The organism is Caballeronia sp., from assembly GCF_049581465.1.
Lineage (GTDB): Bacteria > Pseudomonadota > Gammaproteobacteria > Burkholderiales > Burkholderiaceae > Caballeronia.
The window spans coordinates 1-3,711 of record NZ_JBAUSA010001080.1; the positions used below are offsets into that span (position 1 = coordinate 1).

Genomic DNA, 3,711 nt, shown 5'->3' on the forward strand with positions numbered 1-3,711 from the left:
GTGTTGAACCCGCGTCTGAATCGATCGCCTGTGGCCCAGCCTGTTCAGTTCTGCATCGACGAGACCAGGGCCCTGACGGCGACTGGATACGTGGATATGACCGAACCTGAGGTAGTCATCGATCGTCAGCTTCTTCTTGGCATACGGATGGTCCTGACGCAGCATGCATGCGTACCGGTCGCGGCCCAGCGGCTCCTGCTCGAGGTAGGGGTCGTCGATCAGCGGCGCATCGATCGCAAGATTGACCGCACCGCTGGCCAGCGCTTCGGGAACCTCTCTACGCGTCGTGAAGTAGCTCTCGATGCGGATGCCGGGCGCCAGTCGCTGCAGCACCTCCTCCAGTGCGGGAAGAAGGAGCGCCTCGGTCAGGTCGGTCATGCTGAGCCGGAACGTACGCTCAGACGAGGCAGGGTCAAAGCGCGCCTCGACGTGAGTACTCGAGTCAAGCAACTGCAGCGCCTCACGTACCCGGCTGATGATGTTTTCCGAGACCGGAGTCGGTATCATGCCGGCCGACGTACTGACAAAGAGCGGGTCGTCGAATGCGTTGCGCATCCGTGCCAGGGCATTGCTGACGGCAGGCTGAGTGATGAACAGCATCTCCGCAGCACGCGTCAGGTTGCGCGTTCTGTAGACGGCTTCGAAGACCACGAAGAGATTCAGATCAACCTTGGACAGACGCATTTTCGTTATTCCCCGACGCCACTCGAACTGGTTTTTCTACTCCTCTGGTTCACGCGCACGCAGCGGGGTAAAGCGCCGACCTGCGTGGTATCACGGAGCAATTCCGGCGAGTCTACTCCTGCCCGTGCGCGTGTCGAACACGCCACCTTGATTGGACGTCGATGGGCGACATGCCAAACAAATAACAGATCAGCACCGACAGCAGCGTACGCAGCGAGAAGCGGGCGTAGCGCGGATTCGCGAAGATGTCGGGTTCGAGCATCACGGAGGGCGCCGCCGGTTTTTTCGGTTCGGCCGGTAGCTTACGTCCGATGATTCATTCAACACTACTCCACCCTCCAACGAATCAGATAAGAAAAGCATTTATTGTTCGTTGTCCATTGTGTGTCCTGTCCGATAAATTCCAATGCTTCTGGCCCCATACACCCTGCGCTGCTCCGGGCTAACTTTTGTATGTCAAAGCATCCATATGTCTGCAACGTGACTACGGCCGTCTAATGAAAATCCCCGTTTAGCCCCGATCCCGAACGGATCGCCTTGGAGCCGTTGATGACCGCCCAAGCGTCAGACATTGCGTTCGCCGATAGCGCTCGCGTTACGCGTCTAATTACGCCTCGCTCCTTTTCGCCCGCGCACGTCATTGCATCGGACGATGAAGCGCTTCGCATGGCGCATCAGCTCGCCGAGCGCTTCGCACCCCATGCCGCACGGCGCGATAGCGACCGCATATTGCCCCATGAAGAGCTCAATGCCTGTTCAGATTCCGGACTATGGGCCATGACCATACCCGCAGCCTATGGCGGCGCACAGGTCTCCTACGCCACGGTCGGACGCGTGTTTGCGATCCTCGCCGCAGCCGACCCTTCCATCGCGCAAATCCAGCAGAACCATAACAGCGCGGTGTTCTGGCTCTGGAAAACCGGCACCGAGCCACAGCGTGCCTTCTTTCTCGGCGAGATTCTGCGTGGCGCGCGCTTTGGCAACGCCAACGTCGATGCCGGAGGCCGGCTGCCGACAGGTTCTGCGATGGTCATCGCACCGGACGGCGACGGCTTCCGTTTGTCCGGCACCAAGCTCTATTCGACCGGCGCGCTCTTTGCAGACTATGTGTCGACGATCGGCCAGGACGCACAGGGACGCCGTATCGTCGCCGTGGTACCCGCGGACCATCCAGGCATGAAGATTCTCGACGACTGGCAGAGTTTCGGCCAGAAAACCACGGTAAGCGGAACAGTCGTCTTCGACGATGTATGGGTGCCCGCGCTCAACGTACTGCCAATCCACCGTAGCTACTCGGAATGGCCGCAAAACGCGATCTCACAGATCAGCCATGTCGGTATTGATGCGGGCATCGCACGCGCCGCCATCGACGCGACGATCGCATTCATACGCGAGCGGGATGCGGCTTCCGCGTCCACGGCAATAACGCGCATTGGCGCCGACCCTTATGTGATCTTCCAGCTTGGCGAGTTGAAGACAAAACTGCACGCCGCCGAAGCGATGATGGATCGCGCGGGTCGCGAAATCGACCGCTGTCTCGCCGCTCCAGGGCAAGACACGATCGCCGACGCTTCAATCGCCGTAGCGGAAGCCAAGGCATTGACGACGGAAATCGCCATCGAAGCCAGCAACAAGCTGTTCGACCTGGCAGGCACACGCTCGACGCATCCATCGTTCAATCTCGACCGGCACTGGCGTAACGCACGCGTTCACACGTTGCATGATCCGGTCCGCTGGAAATACGCGGCCGTTGGCAATTTCTATCTCAACGGCGTGCGGCCACCGGAGACCGGACAGACGTAAAGCCTCACGCAACCCTCCACCGAAAGCGTAATCGCACAGCGCGAATTGCCATCTTATTCACTGCTCAGGAAATATCCGCATGCCGGGACGTCGTCAATTTCTCGCCGCTGGCGCCGCAGCGCTGGCGGGTTCGACCTTCATCACACCCATCACGAAAGCATTCGCGGCGACGCCCGGCACGATCACGCTCGGCTTCCAGAAGACCGGTATACCTCTCGTAGCAAGGCAGTTGAAGGTGTTCGAGAAACGCTTCGAGCCGCGTGGCATACAGGTTGAATGGGTCGAGTTTCCGTCAGGACTGACTTTGCTTCAGGCGCTCGACCTCGGTGAGATTTCACTCGGGAACTCCGGCAATGTCGGCTGTATTTTCCTGCAAGCGGCAGGCGGCCATATCGACTACATTGCCGCGCTACCCTCGGGGCCAAAAAGCGAAGGAGTCCTCGTCAGGGCGGATTCCGGTATACGCAAAATCGCTGACCTTCGCGGCAAGAAAGTGGGGTATGCGAAAGGTTCCAGCTCCCATGACCTGATCGCGGCGGCCCTGGAAAAATCCGGTGTGAAATTGTCCGAGATCGAAACCATTTCGCTTGGCGCCGCGGACGAAGCATTCGCCTACGACGGCGGCAATATCGATGCGTGGGTTATCTGGGATCCGTACTTTACGATCGCACAAACAAATACCCCCTCGCGGGTTCTCGCCTATACCGGCGACATAGAACCGAGCTCCGGGTTCCTGCTGGCGAACAGTGCCTTTGCCAGCGCACATCCGGATCTGGTCCGCGAGTATATCGACGGTTCGAAGCAGGCCGGCGAATGGGCGAAGTCTCATCCTGCGGAAGTCACCGCGGCACTCTCGGCCGCCACCGGCATCCCGCCCGACGTCATGGCGGCAGTCAATCAGAACGCCAGTTTCGACGTGACAACACTGAACGCGCCGCTGCTCGATCCGCAGCAGAACACAGCGGACCGTCTTTTCGCGCTCGGCCTCATTCCAAAGAAGGTCCATGTGCGCGACATTGTCTGGAAAGCTCAAACCTGATACGCGGGTGACAGAGGCAATACCGCCCATCGAACGTGTGCCCTTCATGTCAAATGTCATACGGCAAGGACAATCACTGTGACTAACCCTATTCTCGCCACTCAACCTCAGGCGTCGACGACCTCCGCTGAAGATACGCGCACCGCCACGCCGTTCGTTCCGGTTCATTCGCCGACCGCATTCGC

Annotated in this window: 4 protein-coding genes; 2 read left to right on the plus strand and 2 right to left on the minus strand. The window is 59.4% G+C overall.

Going from position 1 to position 3,711, the window contains the following annotated elements:
- On the minus strand, positions 1 to 684 hold a 684-nt coding region (locus WCA53_RS26385), incomplete at its 3' end, for a LysR family transcriptional regulator (protein ID WP_423917489.1).
- A gap of 112 nt (positions 685 to 796) precedes the next feature.
- Positions 797 to 949 (minus strand): hypothetical protein, encoded by a 153-nt coding sequence (locus WCA53_RS26390; RefSeq protein WP_423917492.1) that lies wholly within the window; start codon positions 947 to 949, stop codon positions 797 to 799.
- 284 nt (positions 950 to 1,233) lie between these two features.
- Between WCA53_RS26390 and WCA53_RS26395 the strand changes: the two genes are divergently transcribed.
- Both WCA53_RS26395 and WCA53_RS26400 read left to right on the plus strand, forming a co-directional pair.
- The gene (locus WCA53_RS26395; RefSeq protein WP_423917495.1) at positions 1,234 to 2,487 is read left to right on the plus strand and encodes an SfnB family sulfur acquisition oxidoreductase; all 1,254 of its coding nucleotides are present in this window, start codon (positions 1,234 to 1,236) and stop codon (positions 2,485 to 2,487) included.
- A 79-nt stretch (positions 2,488 to 2,566) separates the two neighbouring features.
- Positions 2,567 to 3,526, plus strand: coding sequence for an aliphatic sulfonate ABC transporter substrate-binding protein (locus tag WCA53_RS26400; protein WP_423917498.1), 960 nt, complete (start codon positions 2,567 to 2,569; stop codon positions 3,524 to 3,526).
- The last annotated feature ends 185 nt before the right edge of the window (positions 3,527 to 3,711 follow it).